Source organism: Bacillus cereus group sp. BfR-BA-01382 (assembly GCF_022663475.1).
Taxonomy (GTDB): domain Bacteria; phylum Bacillota; class Bacilli; order Bacillales; family Bacillaceae_G; genus Bacillus_A; species Bacillus_A thuringiensis_S.
Window position 1 is genome coordinate 1 of the sequence record NZ_JAKUFQ010000214.1, and the last position, 2,574, is coordinate 2,574.

Genomic DNA, 2,574 nt, shown 5'->3' on the forward strand with positions numbered 1-2,574 from the left:
ATGATGGCAGAGAGGTCACACCCGTTCCCATACCGAACACGGAAGTTAAGCTCTCTAGCGCCGATGGTAGTTGGGACCTTGTCCCTGTGAGAGTAGGACGTCGCCAAGCAAGCTTAAGACGAGTCAGAATGACTCGTCTTTTTTGTGTTTTGTAACTTTTTTTCAAAGCTAATTACATATCTATATAAGTTTTATTCGATTTCTTTCGTGATTTTTGATATGTAATTTAAGATTTTCTATTTTATTTCTTAAAGATAAAATTCACCAGTGTGTTAAAATAGTACAGTTGTTTTTTTGATGTACTTTAATATAAGAAGATTTAAGTTAGAAAAGGAGATAATATGAAAAGGATAGGTATAATTACTATAGTAGTCTTAGTCCTTCTAGTAATCGTGTATATGTTAGTTGGGAATTATTTTTATAACTACGCGTTGAATGCGAAACAAGAAAAAGAGTTTTTACAAGATAATCCTCATTTAGTAGAAACGGTAAATGCATCGGGAGATGTATTGGCTACAAATGAAGAAAAGAATGCGAACTTCGTATCGAAGTATAAACCTAACACATTAACTATACGTTCTTTCGATAAAATGAATTTAAAAGGCTATGAATATATGAATGAACAATCTAGTCATAAATGGACAATTGTGGTTCATGGATACAATGGTAGAGCATCAGAAATGACGAAATATATTCGTAACTTTTATGAACAAGGCTATAATGTCATAGCACCAGACCTTCGTGGGCACGGAAATAGTGAAGGGGATTATGTTGGTATGGGCTGGCATGATCGTAAAGATGTTTTGATTTGGATTCAACAAATCTTAAAGAAAGATCCTAATGCTGAAATAGCTCTATTTGGTGTTTCAATGGGCGGGGCAACTGTAATGATGACTTCAGGAGAAGATTTACCTTCTAATGTTAAAGTTATTATTGAAGATTGTGGATACTCAACCGTTATTGATGAATTTACTTATCAGCTAAAAGATTTATTCCACTTGCCGAAGTTTCCTGTTATGAATGCGGCAAATACAGTTACAAAATTAAGAGCTGGATATGATTTAGAAGAAGCTTCAGCTGTAAAACAAGTAGCGAAAAGTAAAACACCTATGCTATTCATTCATGGGGATGCTGATACATTCGTTCCTTTTGAAATGTTAGATGAAGTATATAATGCTGCAAAAGTAGAAAAAGAGAAATTAATTGTTCCAGGTGCTGGGCATGGAGAAGCGGAGAAAGTAGATTCGAATAAATATTGGAATACCGTATGGAAGTTCGTAGGGAAGTATATTCCGGCATAATTAAAGTTGTTGCATTTATATAGACGATAATCGGAGGGATAATAGTTAATCCTTTTGATTATCGTTTTTTTGTTAATTAGGTAGTCTGCTATAAGTGTATTTTTGTATGTACTATATGAAGGAGATAGAGCAAAAACTTTTGAATTCCTTAATCTCAGTGCTACAATGATTGAAAACTAAATGTTAATGAGGTGTTTATATGAAAATTGAGGTTTGGTCGGATTTTGTATGCCCATTTTGCTATATTGGGAAACGTAGATTAGAGATGGCTTTAGAGCAATTTCCACATAAGAAGGATGTTGAAGTTGAGTTTAAAAGTTTTGAGTTGGATCCGAATACTCCCGTTTACTCTGGAACAAGTATTAATGAAGTGCTTGCATCAAAGTATGGGATTAGTATTGAAGAAGCTAAGCGTAATAACGTACAGCTAGGAAATCATGCAGCTAGTATGGGTTTAAGTTTTAATTTTGATGAGATGAAGCCGACGAATACGTTTGATGCGCATCGTCTTGCGAAGTTTGCAAAGAATCATGGAAAAGAAAAGGAGATTACGGAAAATCTACTTTTTGCATATTTCACTGAATCGAAAAATTTAAGTGATGTGGATACACTTGCTACTATTGCTGAAGCTTCAGGTTTAGATAAGCAAGAAGCTTTAAATGTTATTAATGATAAAAATGCGTACGCAAATGATGTTAGAATTGAAGAAGCGATTGCTCAGCAATATCAAATTTCGGGAGTGCCTTATTTTATTATTAATCAAAAGTATGCTATTTCAGGTGCACAACCACTTGAAACTTTTGTTGGTGCACTCCAGCAAGTTTGGGAAGAAGAGAATCCTGCACCGAAGTTACAGGAACTTTCAGTAGATGGTGGAAGCGACCTTTCTTGTACTGATGGAAGTTGTTCAGTGCCGTCAAAAGAACAATAGCTTTTATGATGGAATAGCACCCTATAGATAGTTCTGTGGGGTGCTTGTATATAACTATAGAAGAAATACGTAAATAGATAATTTGATTACGTAAATGAATTCTATAAAATATAAAGTTTTTTAAAATAATGTATTGACGATTATATAAATGAAGTGTAATATAGAACAAGTCGCCGATGACAATAACGTCGAAAGCGACAAACGAAATAAAAAACTTAGTTGACATTAACTAACGAAGATGTTAACATAAGGAAGTCGCAAATGAGCGACCAAGTAGTTCTTTGAAAACTGAACGAAACAAACAACGTGAAACGTCAATTTTTATTTTTAGATGCTAGACAA

General features: G+C 34.0%; 2 protein-coding genes and 1 rRNA gene. All 3 read left to right on the forward strand.

Going from position 1 to position 2,574, the window contains the following annotated elements; genetic code table 11:
• A 5S ribosomal RNA gene (rrf, locus tag MR160_RS33395) occupies nt 1-109 on the forward strand; the annotation flags it as partial.
• A gap of 232 nt (nt 110-341) precedes the next feature.
• Entirely contained in the window at nt 342-1,301 is a 960-nt protein-coding gene (locus MR160_RS33400; protein WP_242299192.1) for an alpha/beta hydrolase, read from the forward strand.
• A 199-nt stretch (nt 1,302-1,500) separates the two neighbouring features.
• Nucleotides 1,501-2,232: a DsbA family oxidoreductase gene (locus MR160_RS33405; protein WP_000687924.1), complete on the forward strand. Its 732-nt coding sequence runs from the start codon at nt 1,501-1,503 to the stop codon at nt 2,230-2,232.
• Nucleotides 2,233-2,574: the final 342 nt, after the last annotated feature.